We start from the raw sequence: 15268 nt of genomic DNA, 5'->3' as shown, positions 1-15268 counted from the left end.
GACCCGGATGTGGGGGTGGACCTACCGATGACCGTCACCACGGAAGGTCCGGGCACCGACCTGACCACCGAACCCGGCGCCCCCCACGGCAAGAACACCGGCGCCGCCGCCATCGTGGGCATCGGAACGGCGACCACCGGAGTCTCCTACACCCAGCGTGAACTCCTCGACCTCTTCGGGATCACCGATCCCAGGGTCCGTTCCGTCTTCCTCAACAGCGCCATCGAACGGCGCCACCTCACCGTGCCACCCCTGGACGCCGACGGCGTCTGTCTGCCCGAACCCCAGGGAGAGCTGCTCGCCAAACACAAGCGGCTCGCTCTGGACATGGGGGCGAGAGCGGTTCGGACCTGCCTGGACAGCTCCGGCCTCGACGTCTCGGACATCGACTACCTGTGCTGCGTGACCACCACCGGCTTTCTCACCCCGGGACTGAGCGCCCTGCTCATCCGGGAGATGGGCATCCTCCCCAAGACCAGCCGGGTCGACGTGGTCGGCATGGGATGCAACGCCGGACTCAACGCCCTCAACGCCGTCGCGGGCTGGGCGGTCGCCAACCCCGGCAAGGTAGCGGTCCTGCTGTGCGTGGAAGCCTGCTCGGCCGCCTACGTCATCGACTCGTCGATGCGCACCGCAGTGGTGAACAGTCTGTTCGGCGACGGCGCCGCGGCGATTGCCCTGGTCGCCGACACCCCCGACACCGCCTACGGTCCGGCCGACATGCCGGCGGCCCCCGGCAGCCCGCGCCTCATCGGCTTCGCCAGCCACCTCATCACCGACGCGATCGACGCGATGCGGTACGACTGGGACGACGTACAGTCGAAGTTCAGTTTCTATCTCGACCCCGAGATCCCCTACGTGGTCGGTGCCAACGCGGAACAGGTCGTCGACCGGCTGCTGTCCGGCGCCGGACTGCGGCGCAGCGAGATCAGTCATTGGCTCGTGCACTCGGGCGGCAAGAAGGTCATCGACGCCGTACGGGTCAACCTCGGCCTCACCCGCCACGACCTCCGGCACACGACCGGAGTCCTGCGCGACCAGGGCAATGTGTCGAGCGGCTCCTTCCTCTTCTCCTACGAGCGGCTGTTCCAGGAGCGGGTCACCCGGGCCGGTGACTACGGCGTTCTGATGACGATGGGCCCCGGTTCGACCATCGAGACCGCGTTGGTGCAATGGTGAGGGATGGGCAGATGAACACCCGCAAGAGCATGCCGCAGACCGACGGGTTCCACGACGGAGCCGACGAACTGGTGCTGCGGATCGACGGACGCCAGGCCCTGTCGGCCGAGTGGATCGGAGCGGTGAGCGCGGCCTGCGACAGCGCCGAGGACCGCGGCGGCCGGAGCAAGGTCGTCGTCCACGTGTCCGGCGCCCCCGAAGAACCCTGGGCGGGGAATCCGACGGTGTCCCTGGTGAGCAAGTGGGAACGCGCACTGCGCCGCCTGGAGCGCCTGCCGGCCGCCACCGTCGCCGTCGCGGCCGACGACTGCGGCGGACTGGCCCTGGACGCGCTGCTGGCCACCGACTACCGCATCGCCACCCACTCCGTACGACTGCGGCTGCCGGCCGGGGAGGGCGGCACCTGGCCGGGCATGGCGCTGTACAGGCTCGGCCGGCACGGCGCGAGCGGTTCCGTGATCCGCCGTGCACTGCTCTTCGGCACCCCCGTCGAGGCGTCCGAGGCACTGGCACTGCACCTCGTCGACGAACTGTCGGACGACCCCGCCCGCACCCTGGCTCTCGCCCGGGAACGGCTCGCGACCGTCTCGGGCACCGAACTGGCGATACGGCGGCAGCTGATGCTCGACGCCTCCACCACCGGTTTCGAGGAGGCGCTCGGCGCCCATCTGGCCGCCTGCGACCGCACGTTGCGGCGGGCGGCCGTGGCGGCGGGTGGAGCCGCGTCGTGACCGCCGACGACGACCAGCCCTCGCGGGGAAGCCAACTCGCCTCCGGGGAAGCCGAATTGATGTACGCCCGGGCCGCGCTCGCCGAGTCCGCCGGACATACCGACGAGCTCCTGGACGCGTTGCCCGGGCCGCAGGAACGGTCACCGCGCCAGCGCGACCGCGCCGCGGCGGCGCTCGACGCCACCCGGACACTGCGCGCCGCCTTCATGGACGCGCACACCGACGCGGTCTACGACGAACTCACCGCCGGCCGCACCCGCCGCCCAAGGCTCGCCGAACTCGCCGAGGCCGCCGCGACGGCGTTCCCCGGACTGGTGCCCACGGCCGACCGGCTCAAGGCAGAACGCGCCCTGCCACAGGCGGGAAAGGAAGGACACGAGATCGATCAGGGCATCTTCTTCAGCCGGGTGCTGCGCTCGTCGCAGGCAGGCCCGCACCTGATCGACACCCTGCTCACCCCGACCCCCCGCGCACTCGCCCTGCTGGCGGAGTTCAGCAGAACCGGCACGGCGGACCTGGGCTCCGTACGACTGGATCGCGACGCCGCGGTGGCCCGCCTGACCATGTGCCGCGACGACTGTCTCAACGCCGAGGACAACCAGCAGATCGACGACATGGAGACGGCCGTCGACCTCGCACTCCTGGACACCGGGACGGAGGTCTGTCTGCTGCGCGGCGGCGAGATGACACACCCCCGCTACCGGGGGCGGCGTGTGTTCAGCGCGGGCATCAACCTCAAGTCCCTGCACGGCGGCGGCATTTCACTGGTCGACTTCCTCCTGCGGCGCGAACTGGGCTACCTCCACAAGATCCTGCGCGGCATCCGCGTCGAGGACGGCGCGGGCTGGCGGGGCACGACGGCCGAGAAGCCCTGGGTCGCCGCGGTGGACACCTTCGCCATCGGCGGCGGCGCGCAGCTCCTGTTCGTGTTCGACCATGTCCTCGCCGCGTCCGACGCGTTCCTCAGCCTGCCGGCCGCCAAGGAGGGCATAATCCCAGGGGCCTCGGCGCTCCGGCTGAGCCGGGCCGCCGGCACTCGCCTGTCCCGCCAGGTGATCCTCGAAGGGCGCCGCATCCGGGCGACGGAACCGGCGGCCCGGCTGCTCGTGGACGAAGTCCACGAGACCGACGAACTGGACCTCGCGGTGGAGCGGAGCCTCGAACGTCTCCGAGGACCGGCCGTCGTCGCCAACCGGCGGATGCTGAACCTCGCCGAGGAACCGGTGGACGCCTTCCGCCTCTACATGGCCGAGTTCGCCCTCCAGCAGGCGCTGCGCCTCTACAGCTCCGACGTCCTCGACAAGGTCGGCCGCTTCTCGGCAGCGGGGCGGGCGAGCCCGCGGTGAGTGACGCGCGGGAGCCCCGCGTTCGGTACGAGAAGAAGAACGGCGTCGCCCGCGTCACACTCGACCGGCCCGACGTACTCAACGCCATGGATCTGCGGACGCACGAGGAACTCGCCGCCGTCTGGCACGACTTCGAGGCCGACGACGAACTGCGGGTCGCGGTTCTCACCGGTGCCGGCGACCACTCCTTCTCGGTCGGGCAGGACCTGCGCGAGCGGGCTCGGCTCGACCGGGAGGGGTGCCGCGCTCGACGTTCGGCAGCCGTGGCCAGCCTGGCCGGCCACGGCTGACCGAGCGGTTCGAGCTGTCCAAACCGGTGGTCGCCAGGATCAGCGGCTACGCGCTGGGCGGTGGCTTCGAACTCGCCCTGGCCTGCGACCTGATCATCGCTGCCGACCACGCCGAGTTCGCTCTGCCGGAGGCCCGGCTGGGTCTCGTCCCGGGCGCGGGCGGCGCGTTCAGACTTGCCCGTCAGCTCCCCCTGAAGACAGCGATGGGGTACCTGCTGACGGGCCGCCGTATGACGGCGGCCGCCGCGCTCCGCCTCGGTCTGGTCAACGAGGTGGTGCCGCTGCGGCAGCTCGACGAGTGCGTCGCCGGGTGGACCGACGATCTGGTGCGCAGCGCCCCGCTGGCGGTCCGGGCGATCAAGGAGGCGGTCATGCGGTCGCTGGACATGCCCCTCGGGGACGCCTTCAGCACCCCGTTCGAGTGGGAGCAGCGGCGCAGGCGCAGCGAGGACGCCGTCGAGGGGCCGCAGGCCTTCGCGGAGCGCCGTGCGCCCCGGTGGCAGGGCCGCTGAGGACCCCGGGGCAACGCTGTGCCGGTCGTGCCCGGCGCGGGTCGAGGGCGCCCCTCAGTGCGAAGCGGACCAGCCGCCGGCGCCCAGCAGCCGGGACAGCTCCGGAGCCGCGGTTCGCCGTACGAGAAGTTCGACGAGGCCCTGTCCTTGGCCCGGCGAGTGTTCGATACGGACGTCCTCGATGTTGACGCCGATCTCGCCGACGGCGGCGAACACCCGGGCGAGCGAATTCGGCTGATCCGGGATCGTGACGGTGACCGCGGCCAGGTCGGCCAGTGACGTGCCCGGCTTGTGCTCGATACGGGCCCGCCCCTCACAGCCCTGTTCGAGCAGTCGCTCCACATCGTCCGCCGCGCGCTTGCGAGCCACCGGATCCGCGCTGGCCAGGGCGCGCAGCGCGCCGATGACCAGGCCGAGATCGGCCGCGTAGGCGTCGAGGATCTCCGCCACCGCCTCCGCGTTGGCATGGAGGACGTCCTGCCAGAGCGCCGGATTGCCGGCCGCGATGCGGGTGACGTCCCGCAACCCCTGCCCCGAGACCCGAATGCTTGCCTCCGGGGCGTGCCCGAGCCGGGCCGCCATGAGGGAGGAGACGAGGTGCGGCGCGTGCGAGGTGAGGGCGACGGCCCGGTCGTGCGAGGTGGCGTCCATGATCACCGGCGTGGCGGCGCACAGCGCGACCAGCTCCAGCGCGCGGTTGAGGACGGCCTCCTCGGTGTGCGCCGACGGGGTGAGGACCCAGGGCCGGCCCTCGAACAGGTCGGCCCGCCCGGCCAGCGGTCCCGAGCGCTCGGTACCGGCCAGCGGATGACCGCCGACGTAGCTGGCGGCGTCGGCGCTCTCGCTGTGCAGGTCGCGGTGCGGCCCCGCCTTCACGCTGGCGACGTCCGTGTAGGCATGGGCGAGGCCGCTGCGCTGGACGCGCGCGAGTTCGGTGGCGATGTGCGCGGGTGGTACGGCGAGCACCGCGAGGTCGACCGGTTCCTGGGGCGTCTGGAGCGACCCCGCCCCCATGGCCTCGGCCGTCCTGGCCGCCGTGCTGTTCACGTCCTGCAGATGCACCGCCACGCCGTTGCGCGTCAGGGCGAGGGCGACCGATGTACCGATGGCGCCGGTTCCGATGACCGTGGCACTTCTCATCGGTGGCCGCCTGTCGTCCGGGGCGTCCGGAGTCGTGGGCGCGCTACCCGAACGGCGGACGCATCTTCGGTGGTGCCTGCGGACATGAGGGGTTCCTTTCAAAGGTCTGGACGCATTCGAAAGACAGTGACGCAACCGGCGACCGTGGCCGAAGAATTGACGTGGGGAGGCATATGCGGAGAGAGGCCGCTCAGGGCGCATGCCCGTGTGGGGCGAGGATGTCTCGACGATTCCGAAACATCCGGCCGACGAGGGCCGCCACCTGGACATATGCGCCCATTGAGTTCTTTGTTCGTGCCCCTGTCACAGCGTACTGTGCTGTGTCGTCCGAGACGATTGACCGCGGTGAGCGGATGTTGTGTCCGAATTGTTTATGAAAGGAGCCTTCGATTCCATCTCTGATGCGGTGCCTGCCGGTCCGGTGTCGTCGTCCTTCGATCCGAAGCGGAATATCAGCGACCGCACAGAAATTCCGACGGTCGAAGCAGGGGTCCGGCACGGTGACACGGTGAGGCTCTGCGGCGGCCCGGTCCGGCGGCCCCGCCGCTGGCCTCCGGCCCGCCGTTCAACCGATGCGGTGCCGCAGTTGAACGGGGGGTTGACCTTGTGCATGCCTTGAGGGCTTCTGTACCCAAACCGTGACCTCTGATGTATGTTCGAACGAGACTTCTGGGGCTGGTGGGGGACGGTCAGATGGAGTACCGAAGCCGTTGCCGGATCGTCCGTGGTGCTTCTCGTTTCACCTGCATGGATTGCATGTGTGGAACGGGGAGGGAGAGTCGGCGCTCGCCTTCTTCCACATTCCCTGAAATCTCTGCACAAGCTGGTGTGACCAGTGGAAGGCATCGACAAAAATCGATTCTTACCGTGCGGCAATGGGGGAGATCAGTTTGAAGAGCGAGACTGTCCAATTAAGACGACGGGAACCCACAAAAAAGTCAGTCGACCTAATCAGAGCCGCCAGACATCCGAAAGCTCCGCAACGAGCCGCCGTTTCCATTTCCATCGCCTCGCTCCTTCCCGCTGACTCTCCGCGTCTGGAAGGCCAGGACACGGAGCACGTTGGCCGGCTGATGGAGATCGACGAACCGCTTCCGCCGATCCTTGTGGAGCGGCGCAGTATGCGGGTGATCGACGGGATGCACCGTCTGACGGCGGCCCTCCTCAGGGGCGACGAGTCGATCCTCGTCGAGTTCTTCGACGGCACCGCTGAAGAAGCCTTCCTGCGGGCCGTCGAAGCGAATGTCACGCATGGCCTTCCGCTCTCCAAGGAAGACCGGCGAGCCGCGACCGAGCGCATCATCTCGTCACATCCCGAGATGTCGGACCGGGCGATCGCACGGGCCACCGGGCTGGGCGCCAAGACGGTGGCAGCCGTCCGGCGCAGTGCCTTCGACGCCGCCCCGCAGCTGAGCGCACGCATCGGAAGGGACGGCAAACTGAGGCCCCTCAACAGCGCGGAGGGACGGGAGCGGGCCGCCGCACTCATCACCAAATACCCGGACGCGTCACTGCGCGAACTGGCACGACTCGCCGGAATCTCGCCGGCGACCGTGAGCGATGTCCGCAAACGGATCATGTCCGGCGAGCCGCCGGTGCCGGAGCCGAGGCCGGACGAGTCCGCCGCCGAGGACGAGCCGCAGGAGACCCCCGAACCCGGTCGGGCCGGCGAGCGCCGAGCCGCACGCAAGGCCCGGCTGGTCCCGCCGGATCCGGTACCCCTGCTGGAGAAACTGCTGCGTGATCCGTCACTGCGGCACAAGGAGGAAGGAAGGCGTCTGCTGCGGGTGCTGCAGCAGAACGCCTTGGGAGAACAGGACTGGTCCAAGCTGGCTGATGCGGTGCCGTCGCACTGCGGGGACCTGGTGGTCGACCTGGCACGCCAGTACGCGGAAACCTGGACGGAGTTCGCGAAGGAGCTGGACGAACGCACGCAGTGAGAGGGGACGCGCAGCCCTAGGGACTCCGATCGGTGAGCACCCCGCCGCACAGCACGTGCGCCGGGGTGCTCACCCGATTCCGAGGCCTGAAGGAGCAGCGGCAGCCGTACCGTGGCTACGCGGCCGTGGCCTCGCCCTCCTGCACCCGCCGCCGTACCTCGTCGAGGTGGGGGAGTGCGGCGAGCACCTTCTGACCGTCGACTCCGAAATCGACGAGCGAGGCGATCTCGTCCACACCGGCCGCCCCGAGGGCGCGTGCGAAGGCCGTGCACTTGTCGACCGATCCGAACAGGGCCGCGGCGTGGAAGTAGCGTTGGAAGGCCAGCTGGGCCAGCCGTTCGGGATCGGCCTGCTGGAGCTCGCTCCACTGCCTCTTCCACAGATCGATGGACGAGAGCAGATACTCGCCGAACGGGGCACGGACCGTGTCGCGCACCGCCCGGTCGCTCTCTCCCACGAACGTGTGCAGCATGAGGGTCACGGTGCCCGCCGCGGGATCGTGGCCGTGCTCCTCGCGGGCGGCACGATAACGCTTGATCTTCTCGGTCAGTTCGTCCGTGCTCTGGAACAGCAGCGCCGTCAGGACGTTGAGTCCCCGCGCTCCGGCCTGGGCGAAGGACTCGGGATTCGACGTACAGGTGAGCCAGATGTCCGGCTCCGGCTGGACGGGCCGTGGGTACGTCAGTGTTTCGACCAGCTCGCCCTCGCCGTTGCGCCGCGACAGCCGCTTGCCGGCCCACAGGCTCTTGATCTCCTCGATCGTGTCCAGCGTGTACTGCCGACGGTCCGCGTACCGGTCGGGAGCCAGCACGAAGTCGTTGGGGTTCCACCCGGTGGCCATCGCCAGATCGACACGCCCGTAGGAGAGGTTGTCCACGAACGACCAGTCCTCGACCACGGTCAGCGGGTCGCGCAGCGGAAGGACGACGCTGCCCGCCCGGAGCCGGATGCGCCGGGTCCTGGTGGCGAGCGCCGCCGCGGCGAGCGCCGGATTCGGATACGCGCCACCGAAGGGATGGAAGTGCCGCTCCGGAATCCAGAGAGCCTTGAAGTCGTGCTCGTCGGCGAATCCGGCTGTTTCCAGCAGCAGTTCGTACTCCTGCGGCGGGTCTACGACCTCACGGTTGGCGAAATACAGCAGGCTGAAATCCACGGAAACCCCATCTCGCTCAGACTGTGCCGAGGACGACGACCGCGTTGTGGCCGCCGAAACCGAAGGAATTGCTGACGGCCGCACCTACGGGCGTATGTCTGGGCGCACCGTGCACGATGTCGATCTCGGGAGTGCCGGGATCCCGCTCGCCGAAGTTCGCGGTGGGCGGGATGATTCCCTGTTCGACCGAGAGAGCGGTGAACGCGGCCTCGACGGCTCCCGCGGCACCCAGCATGTGTCCGGTCACGCCCTTGACGGAGGTGACCGGTGTAGCGTTCCCGAAGACCTGCTCGACGAGCCGCGCTTCGATGGCATCGCCCTGGGGGGTGCTGGTCGCGTGAGCGTTGATGAACGCGATGTCCGACGGGCCGATCTCCGCGTCCTCCAGGGCCTGCCGCAACGCGAGTTGAGCGCCCAGCCCGTCGGGATGCGGTGCCGTGAGGTGGTGCGCGTCCGAGGATTCGCCGTAGCCGAGCAGCCTCGCGTAGGCGTGCCGGCCGCGCGCCCTCACGTCCACGGCGCGCTCCAGTACGAGAACGGCGGCGCCCTCTCCCAGCACGAAACCGTCGCGCTGCCGGTCGAACGGCCGGGACGCGACCGCGGGTTCGTCACGACGCCGGGACAGAGCCTTGAGCCGGTCGAACCCGGTGGACATGAGCGGCGAGACACCGGCTTCGGTGCCGCCCGCCAGGACGACGTCGCAGCGGCCGGCGCGCAGCAGGTCGAGGGCGAAGCCCAGCGCCGTGGTGCCCGACGCGCACGCGGTGGACAGGCTCAGAGCGGGGCCGTGCAGGCCGAGTTCCATGGCCACGTTGGCCGCGGCGATATTGCCGATGGCCTTCGGCACGGTCAGCGGGTTGACCGCGCGCGGCCCCCTGTCCCGCAACCGCGCTCCCTGCTCCTGCCAGGTGGCGTGCCCACCGAGCGCCGTGCCCATGAGCACGCCGACCCTGGCCGGGTCCCAGTCCCCGGCCGCCGGTGCGGCGTCAAAGACGGCCTCGCGGGCCGCGGCCGTCGCGTACTGCGTGAAGGGATCCATCCGGCGCGCCTCGGCACCCAGCAACCCGTCCGCGTCGAACTCCCGCACGGCGCAACTGAAATCGACGGCCATGCCCTCAAGTCGCGGGTCCGCGGCGGCCGTCGGCAGCCCGGCGCAGACCGTCTTCCAGGCCTGGCCCGTGCCGACCCCGGCCGGAGTGACCATCCCGAGCCCGGTGATCACCACCTCCGGGCGCCGAAGTCCCCTGGATTTCATGCGGGGATGACCGCGCCTCGGGATTCCAGAAGGACGGCCAGCCCGGACACGGTGGTGACGGCGCTCAGATCCTCCTCGTCGACCGTCACACCCAGCTCGTCCTCAAGATGCGCGCCGAGCTCCGCGAGGGAGAGGGAATCCACCCCCAGTTCCATGAACGAGTTCTCTGGGTCGATGGTGCCGGGAACCTTGTAGACGGTGTTCAGGATGGTGGTGAGGTACGTGACATACATGCTGCATTCCCTTCTCACTCAGATCTCTGAATGGACAGCTGTCAGCCGCGGCCAGACCAACGCGGCCGATGCCCAGGTGAGGCCGCCGCCGAAGGCGGTCAGTACGGTCCGGTCACCGGGCTCGAGTTCATGGGCGGCCATCGCCTCGGCCAGGGCCAGCGGGATGGAGGCGGCCGCCGTGTTGCCCACCTCGGCTAGGGCGCAGACCGCGCGCTCGGGTGGCAGGCCGAGTCGCTTCGCCACCGCCTCGACTATGCGGGCGTTCGCCTGATGCGGTACGAGCAGGTCGAGCGTCTCGGGGCTCCAGGCGCAGTCCTTCATCACCCGCAGGGCCGAGTTCGTCATCTGCTCGACCGCCTGGAGATACACCTTCCGTCCCGCCATCGAGAACCAGCGCTCGCCGGTCGGCTGTTCGCGCGTGCCGGGAACACGGATGAGCTCCGCGCCGGAGCCGTCGCTGCCGAGGTCGAACGCGAGCAACGCGCCCTGCTCGGCTGGGGAGCCGCGGCGCAGCAGCACGGCCCCCGCACCGTCTCCGAAGAGCACGGCCGTGGACCGGTCGAGGGGGTCGACGATGCGGGAATAGGTTTCGGCCGCGACCACCAGAACACTGTCCACGATGCCGGCCGTGATCAGACCTCCGGCCGCCGCGGCGGCGTACAGGAATCCACTGCAGACGGCTGACACATCGAATGCGGGAATCCTTCCCTGCCCCATGCGGTACGCGATCTCGGGCGCGGCAGGCGGACAAGGACGTTCCGGTGTCGTGGTGGCAAGAATGAGGGCCCCTACCGTGCCGGTCCCCGCCGAACTCATCGCATTGGCGGCGGCCGCACAGGCCAGATCGTTCACGGAGACATCAGGGGCGGTCCGACGGCGCGCGGATATTCCCGTCCGGGTGCGAATCCATTCGTCACTGGTGTCCAGGTCATCCGGCAGCGACGCGTTGTCAACCTTTGTGGAAGGTAAACAGGTGCCCAATCCGGCGACCACGGCTGCGCTCATGCCCGGTACCTGCATCCCGCCGCTCCTTTGAGTACCGACTGTCGGCACAGCAGACGCCATCGCATTCCCCATGAATTCTTCGTCCGGCGACCGTATCCAGGTCGAGAACACGGCACAACCGCGGCCGACTTCAGGCATCCGGCCGTCGGAGCGCCCGGCGGCGAGGCGGCCCGCGACCCGCCGGCACCGCACCTCACGGCAGGCGTCAACTGCCCTTCACCGCAACGGTTCACGCCCGCCCGCACCTTCCGACCATAGGAGCCAGGAGCCGCCGTCACCGGACCCGTCCCGCACCGGAGCCTTGTTCAACTGGTGCGGCGACGCAGTTGAACGGCGGGTGTGGTGATCGCCGGGGATTGATTAGCCTCAGGGCTCGGACCATCGTTCATCGGGGCAGACCCATGGCTGCCCGATTCAATTCACCCAGGAAGGGACGGCGTCGTGACTAATCCGTTCGACGACCCGGATGGCATCTACTTGGTCCTGGTCAACGACGAAGGACAGCACTCGCTCTGGCCGGTCTTCGTCGATGTGCCCGACGGCTGGAAGACCGTATTCGGCGAGGCCGGACGGCAGGAGTGCCTCGACTACATCGAGAAGTCCTGGACCGACATGCGACCCAAGAGCCTGATCGAGGCCATGGGGAAGTGAACCGCTGCCGCTCGGCGATCCCTCTTTCGGGTCCGCCGAGCGGCGGCGATCCTGCTTGACACACTGCCGGGGCGCTGTCCGCGCTCCATGGACTTCCAATTGCCAAGGCGCAGTTCTCTCACTGGAACTGGGCGCCTTTCAGCATGCCTGAACGGCGGCTGACCTGCGTTTGTCAATAGGCGTGCCGGAATACTTGGGGTGGACGGGAATGGCTGCTATCGACCGAGAGATCCAGCATCTGATGGCTGGCCAGTTGGAGATCTGGCAGGCGCAGCAACTCGCGCCCGAAAACCCGATCTACAACGTCGCCGAGTATCTGGAGATCAATGGCGATCTGAACGTCGAGCTCTTCGTGGAGGCCCTGCGGCGCACCGTCGACGAGGCGGACAGCCTCCGGCTGCGCTTCCGGGTGGTCGACGGCACCCCCATGCAGTACGTCGCCGACCCGCACGACGGCTATCCGGTCCATGTCATCGACGTCAGCGCCGAGCCGGACCCGGACGCGGCCGCCCAGGAATGGATGCGGGCGGAGTTCCGCCGCCCCGCCCTCCTCACGGACGGGCCGCTGTTCGCCTTCGCCCTGCTCAAGCTCGGCCCCGAGCACCACTTCTGGTACCAGCGCTACCACCACCTCATCGTCGACGGCCCGGCCGCGGGCCCCATCGCCAGCCGGGTCGGCCGGCTCTACGACGCACTCCTGACCGGCCGAGCCCCCGAGGGCCGGCCACTGGAGCCCCTGTCCGTACTGCTGGCTGCGGACCGCGCCTACCAGGACTCACCCGACTTCGCGCTCGACCGCGCATACTGGCTCGACACCCTGTCCGACCTCGCGGACACGGACGGAGCCGGCGGCCCCACAGGGGGGCGCCTGGCCGACACCCTGGTGCGCCATCGGGACCGTATCGCCGCCGAACAGGTCACCGAACTCGAGGCCGCCGCACGGCAGTTGAGGACCAGCCTCGCGGGCCTGGTGATCACCGCGGCGGCCATTCACCAGCACCGTGTCACCGGAGACCAGGACGTCACCATCGGCCTCCCGGTGGCCGGCCGGCTCGGCGAGCGAGCCCTCGGCATTCCCGGCATGACCGCCAACAACATGCCGGTACGCGTCCGGTTCGACCGGGAGACCACCCTCGCGGACGTGATCCGACAGGCCACCGGCACCGTCCGCGAGGGCTGGCGCCAGCAGCGGTACCGCTACGAGAACACCCTCCGAGACCTGAAGCACGCGAAGGGCGACACGCTGTGCGGCCTGCACGTCAACGTCATGTCCTTCGACTATCCCGAACGGTTCGGTGACTGCCGGATCACCTGCCACAACCTCTCCACCGGGCCGATCGACAACGCCCGCATCGACCTCTACACCAGGCCTGGCGAACCCGGCGTACAGCTCGACGTGGACGTCAACCTCGACGTCCACGAGCCCGCCGCGGCCACGGACATCGCCCGCCGCTTCCTGCACATCCTGAACTGGATCGTCACCGCCGCCCCCACCGACCCGGTCGGCCGCGTGGACCTTCTGGAACACGGCGAGCGCCTGCGCGTGCTGCTCGAATGGAACGGGACCGGCACAGACATCGCGGCCACCACGGTCCCCGCACTCTTCGCCGCCCAGGCGGCGCGGACACCGGACGCCGTGGCCGTGGCATCCGACGAACTCCGGCTGTCGTACGCACAACTCGACGAGCGGGCCAACCGCCTGGCACACCACCTGAAGGCCCACGGGGTCGGACCGGAGTCCGTGGTGGCGGTCGCCATGGAGCGCGGCGTGGACCTGGTGGTGTCCCTGGTCGCGGTGCTCAAAGCCGGCGCGGCCTACCTGCCGATCGACACCTCGCTGCCCGCCGAACGCATCGGCTTCATGCTCGCCGACAGCCGCGCCGCGATGCTGCTCGGCAAGGAGGAACTCCTCGACGACCTCCCCGTCAGGCGCGTCCTGACACTCGCCGTGGACTCCGCCCCCGTACAGGCCGCCCTCGCGTCCGCACCCGTCACGGCGCCCCAAGTAGCCCTGAAGTCGCACGGCTTGGCCTACGTGATCTACACCTCCGGATCCACGGGCACACCGAAGGCCGTCATGCTCACCCACGCCGGCGCGGTGAACCTCGCCGCGGTGCAGGCCCGGCGATGCGGCGTCGACGAGAGTGCCAGGGTGCTGCAGTTCGCGTCGGTCGGCTTCGACGCCGCCACCTGGGAACTGCTGATGGCACTGGGCACCGGCGCGCGGCTGGTGGTGGCCCCCGCCGAGGAACTGCTGCCCGGATCAGGCCTGGTGGACGTGCTCAACCGGCACGGCGTCACCCACGCGACCCTGCCCCCGGCCGTACTCGCGGTACTCGCTCCCGAAGACCTTCCCTCCGTGACCACCCTGATCTCCGCGGGCGAAGCACTCGGCAAGGACCTGCTGGCACGCTGGGCCCCGGGCCGGACGTTCATCAACGCCTACGGCCCCACCGAGGTGACGGTCTGCGCCACCATGACCGGCGCCCTGCACGCCCACGACGAGCCCTTCATCGGCACACCCAACGCCAACACCCGGGTGTACGTACTGGACCAGGCGCTGCTTCCGGTTCCGGCCGGAGTCGTCGGAGACCTGTACGTCGGCGGAACCGGAGTGGCCCGGGGTTACCTCGGGCGGCCGGCACTGAGCGGACAACGGTTCGTCGCCGACCCGTTCGCCGCGGACGGTACCCGCATGTACCAGACCGGAGACCGCGTCAAATGGACGGCCGACGGCCAACTGGCCTTCGTCGGCCGGGCCGACGACCAAGTGAAGATCCGCGGCTATCGGATCGAACCCGGCGAGGTGCAGTCCGTGGTGACCGCACACCCCGACGTCGAACAGGCCATCGTGACAGTCGACGAGGAACCCGCCGGAGACAAGCGCCTGGTGGCGTACGTCGTCGCGGCCGACGGCGCCCGCATCGCCGAACTGCCCACCGCCGTGCGCACGTTCGCGTCCGGACGGCTCCCCGAATACATGGTGCCGAGTGCCGTCGTTGTACTCGGCGCCTTCCCCCTGACAAGCAACGGAAAGATCGACCGCAGGGCGCTCCCACGGCCCACCTACCCGACCGGCACGCGCCGGGCACCAGCCACGGCGCGGGAGGATATCCTCTGCGCCGCCTTCGCCGAGATCCTGGGACTGGAGCGCGTCGGGGTCGACGACGACTTCTTCGACCTGGGTGGGCACTCTCTGCTGGCGACCCGCCTGGTGAGCCGGGTCAGGGCCCTGCTGGGTGTCGAAGTCCAGATCGCCGACGTGTTCGAGGCCCCCACCGTGGCCTCCTTGGCCGCACGGCTCGCAGGCGCCGAGGATTCCCGCCCCGCGCTGATCGCCGGCGCGCGCCCGGAGCGCATACCCCTGTCCTTCGCGCAGCGACGCCTGTGGTTCGTCGGCCAGTTGGAGGGACCCAACGCCACGTATAACGCCCCGCTCGTACTGGGTCTTTCCGGACCCCTGGACCGGGACGCGCTCAAGTCCGCCCTGCGGGATGTCCTGGAGCGGCACGAGGCATTGCGCACGGTGTTCCCGGCCGAGGACGGCGAGCCCTACCAGCGGGTGCTCGACCTCGACGAACTGTCCTGGGACGTGACGGTCACCGAGGCCGTGAAGACCCAGGAGACATACGACCGCCTCCAGGCCCTCACCGACCTATCGGGCTCGGTATCGGGCCCCACACCGAACACGACACGCGAGACCGACGGCCCGTCGGACCTGGCCGAAGAAGTGGTCAAGGCTGCTGGGTATGCGTTTGATCTTGCGGTTGAGGTGCCGGTGCGGGCGTGGTTGTTCGTGGTGGGGCCGGGTGAGCATGTGTTGGTGTTGGTGG

At 69.4% G+C, this 15268-nt stretch carries 13 protein-coding genes; 8 read left to right on the top strand and 5 right to left on the bottom strand.

Features of this window, described 5'->3' with window-relative positions:
- The first annotated feature begins 27 nt into the window (after positions 1 to 27).
- Genes dpgA through M2283_RS25770 form a run of 5 tightly spaced genes read left to right on the top strand, consistent with a single transcriptional unit; the run spans position 28 to position 4058 of the window.
- Entirely contained in the window at positions 28 to 1179 is a 1152-nt protein-coding gene (gene dpgA / locus M2283_RS25790) for a 3,5-dihydroxyphenylacetyl-CoA synthase DpgA (protein ID WP_280878756.1), read from the top strand.
- 11 nt (positions 1180 to 1190) lie between these two features.
- Positions 1191 to 1910 (top strand): enoyl-CoA-hydratase DpgB, encoded by a 720-nt coding sequence (gene dpgB / locus M2283_RS25785; RefSeq protein ID WP_280878755.1) that lies wholly within the window; start codon positions 1191 to 1193, stop codon positions 1908 to 1910.
- Positions 1907 to 3256 carry a (3,5-dihydroxyphenyl)acetyl-CoA 1,2-dioxygenase DpgC gene (gene dpgC / locus M2283_RS25780; RefSeq protein ID WP_348538922.1) on the top strand — a complete coding sequence of 450 codons (1350 nt, stop codon included), beginning with the start codon at positions 1907 to 1909 and terminating at the stop codon, positions 3254 to 3256. Before dpgB ends, dpgC begins: the two co-directional genes overlap by 4 nt.
- Positions 3253 to 3546, top strand: a complete 294-nt coding sequence (locus tag M2283_RS25775; protein ID WP_280878754.1) for an enoyl-CoA hydratase-related protein — start codon at positions 3253 to 3255, stop codon at positions 3544 to 3546. The genes dpgC and M2283_RS25775 overlap by 4 nt, the downstream gene beginning before the upstream one ends.
- The gene (locus M2283_RS25770; protein ID WP_280878753.1) at positions 3495 to 4058 is read left to right on the top strand and encodes an enoyl-CoA hydratase-related protein; all 564 of its coding nucleotides are present in this window, start codon (positions 3495 to 3497) and stop codon (positions 4056 to 4058) included. The genes M2283_RS25775 and M2283_RS25770 overlap by 52 nt, the downstream gene beginning before the upstream one ends.
- A 54-nt stretch (positions 4059 to 4112) precedes the next feature.
- Here M2283_RS25770 and M2283_RS25765 read toward each other — a convergent pair whose 3' ends face one another.
- Positions 4113 to 5198: a prephenate dehydrogenase gene (locus tag M2283_RS25765; protein WP_280878752.1), complete on the bottom strand. Its 1086-nt coding sequence runs from the start codon at positions 5196 to 5198 to the stop codon at positions 4113 to 4115.
- Between the two features lie 875 nt (positions 5199 to 6073).
- Between M2283_RS25765 and M2283_RS25760 the strand changes: the two genes are divergently transcribed.
- Positions 6074 to 7138, top strand: a complete 1065-nt coding sequence (locus M2283_RS25760) for a ParB/RepB/Spo0J family partition protein (protein WP_280878751.1) — start codon at positions 6074 to 6076, stop codon at positions 7136 to 7138.
- Positions 7139 to 7253: 115 nt separating this feature from the next.
- Here M2283_RS25760 and M2283_RS25755 read toward each other — a convergent pair whose 3' ends face one another.
- From M2283_RS25755 to M2283_RS25740, 4 genes are read right to left on the bottom strand one after another with little or no spacing between them, the layout of a single operon-like run.
- Complete coding sequence (locus M2283_RS25755; RefSeq protein WP_280878750.1) at positions 7254 to 8291, bottom strand: MupA/Atu3671 family FMN-dependent luciferase-like monooxygenase; 1038 nt, start codon at positions 8289 to 8291, stop codon at positions 7254 to 7256.
- Between the two features lie 16 nt (positions 8292 to 8307).
- Positions 8308 to 9546: a beta-ketoacyl-[acyl-carrier-protein] synthase family protein gene (locus tag M2283_RS25750; RefSeq protein WP_280878749.1), complete on the bottom strand. Its 1239-nt coding sequence runs from the start codon at positions 9544 to 9546 to the stop codon at positions 8308 to 8310.
- Positions 9543 to 9779: an acyl carrier protein gene (locus tag M2283_RS25745; RefSeq protein WP_280878748.1), complete on the bottom strand. Its 237-nt coding sequence runs from the start codon at positions 9777 to 9779 to the stop codon at positions 9543 to 9545. The genes M2283_RS25750 and M2283_RS25745 overlap by 4 nt, the downstream gene beginning before the upstream one ends.
- Positions 9780 to 9797: 18 nt before the next feature.
- On the bottom strand, positions 9798 to 10784 hold the full coding sequence (locus M2283_RS25740; RefSeq protein ID WP_280878747.1) for a beta-ketoacyl-ACP synthase 3: 987 nt from the start codon (positions 10782 to 10784) through the stop codon (positions 9798 to 9800).
- A 441-nt stretch (positions 10785 to 11225) separates the two neighbouring features.
- Between M2283_RS25740 and M2283_RS25735 the strand changes: the two genes are divergently transcribed.
- The gene (locus M2283_RS25735; RefSeq protein WP_280878746.1) at positions 11226 to 11435 is read left to right on the top strand and encodes an MbtH family protein; all 210 of its coding nucleotides are present in this window, start codon (positions 11226 to 11228) and stop codon (positions 11433 to 11435) included.
- Positions 11436 to 11643: 208 nt separating this feature from the next.
- A partial coding sequence (locus M2283_RS25730) for an amino acid adenylation domain-containing protein (protein WP_280878745.1) occupies positions 11644 to 15268 on the top strand: 3625 nt, incomplete at its 3' end.

The sequence above is a fragment of the Streptomyces pseudovenezuelae genome, assembly GCF_029892565.1.
GTDB classification, from domain to species: domain Bacteria; phylum Actinomycetota; class Actinomycetes; order Streptomycetales; family Streptomycetaceae; genus Streptomyces; species Streptomyces pseudovenezuelae_A.
The sequence above is the reverse complement of the archived record's forward strand: the minus strand, read 5'-3'. Positions and strand labels throughout refer to the sequence as shown.

Excerpts from the sequence above, each read along its gene's own strand:
- dpgA (WP_280878756.1), top strand. The coding sequence starts at position 28 with ATGACCGTCACCACGGAAGGTCCGGGCACCGACCTGACCACCGAACCC.
- dpgB (WP_280878755.1), top strand. The coding sequence starts at position 1,191 with ATGAACACCCGCAAGAGCATGCCGCAGACCGACGGGTTCCACGACGGA.
- M2283_RS25765 (WP_280878752.1), bottom strand. The coding sequence starts at position 5,198 with ATGAGAAGTGCCACGGTCATCGGAACCGGCGCCATCGGTACATCGGTC.
- M2283_RS25760 (WP_280878751.1), top strand. The coding sequence starts at position 6,074 with ATGGGGGAGATCAGTTTGAAGAGCGAGACTGTCCAATTAAGACGACGG.
- M2283_RS25750 (WP_280878749.1), bottom strand. The coding sequence starts at position 9,546 with ATGAAATCCAGGGGACTTCGGCGCCCGGAGGTGGTGATCACCGGGCTC.
- M2283_RS25745 (WP_280878748.1), bottom strand. The coding sequence starts at position 9,779 with ATGTATGTCACGTACCTCACCACCATCCTGAACACCGTCTACAAGGTT.
- M2283_RS25740 (WP_280878747.1), bottom strand. The coding sequence starts at position 10,784 with ATGAGCGCAGCCGTGGTCGCCGGATTGGGCACCTGTTTACCTTCCACA.